We start from the raw sequence: 1,217 nt of genomic DNA on the forward strand, positions 1-1,217 counted from the left end.
GCCCCCCGCCGCGGACACCTCGGACGGCTCCCGCCCCGGATCACCCGCTCCGGCCCAACTGCCGTACGTGCCGGTGGATTTCACCGGCAGGGCCGGCCCCGAGCAGGCCATCGTCGACGCGCTCGCCCCCAGCCCCGCCGCCGGCACGGCCCTGCGCAGCGTGGCGATCTCCGCCGTCGGCGGGATCGGCGGCGTCGGCAAGACGACCCTCGCCGTGCACGCCGCGCACCGCCTTCGCGACCACTTCCCCGACGGCCAGCTCTACGCCAACCTGCGCGGCGTACGCGAGGACCCGGCCGAACCCGGCGCCGTCCTGGCCTCCTTCCTGCGCGCCCTCGGCGTCGCCGACGCCGCGGTCCCCGACGACCCCGAGGAGCGGGCCGGCCTCTACCGCAGCCGGCTCGCCGGGCGGCGGGTGCTCCTCGTCCTCGACGACGCCCGCGACACCGCCCAGGTCGAACCGCTCCTGCCCGGCTCCCCGACCTGCGCCGTCCTCGTCACCAGCCGCCACACCCTGCCCGGCCTCCCCGCCTCCCTGCGCATCCGCCTCGACGTGCTCCCGGACGCGGAAGCCCTGGCCATGCTCGGCCGGATCGCCGGCGAGGCCCGCGTCGCCGCCGAACCGGACGCCGCCCTCGCGCTCGTCGGGCGCTGCGGCGCCCTGCCGCTGGCCCTCCGGCTGGCCGGCTCCCGGCTCGCGACCCGCCCGGCCTGGGCGCTCGCCGACTACGTACGCCTCCTCGACGGCGCCCGCCCCGCGCTCCTCGGCCGGGCCGGCGGGCAGGGCGACGCGGACGGCGTCGAGGCCTGCTTCCGCCTCAGCTACGACCTCCTCGACCCGGCACAGGCCCGCCTCTTCCGCATGCTGTCGCTGCCGCGCGCGGCCACCCTCGACACCGCCGGAGCGGCCGCCCTCGCCGGGATGGCCGAGTCCGAGGCGGAAGGGCACCTCGAACGGATCGCGGCGCTCGGCCTGCTGGAATCCCCGGCCCCCGGCGTCCACCGCCTCCACGACCTCCTGCGGGAGTTCGCCGCCGCACGCTCCCGCGAGGACGACACCCCCGCCGGCCGCGCGGCCGCCCTGCTCCGGCTCCTCGGCCACGTCCGCGAACGGGCCCGCACCGCCTACGCCGCCGCACGCCCCGGCCACCCCTTCGCCGCCCCGGCCGGGCCGCCCGCGGCGGCCCGGCCGGGGCGGCGAAGGGGTGGCCGGGGCG

The 1,217-nt window shown here is 79.9% G+C and carries 1 protein-coding gene; it reads left to right on the forward strand.

From position 1 onward, the window contains the following. Positions 1-67 precede the first annotated feature (67 nt). Positions 68-1,217 (forward strand): NB-ARC domain-containing protein (locus EF903_RS32755; RefSeq protein ID WP_260616237.1); only part of this gene is annotated, 1,150 nt, incomplete at its 3' end.

Source organism: Streptomyces sp. WAC05292 (genome assembly GCF_003949955.1).
In the GTDB taxonomy this organism is placed as follows: Bacteria; Actinomycetota; Actinomycetes; order Streptomycetales; family Streptomycetaceae; genus Streptomyces; species Streptomyces globosus.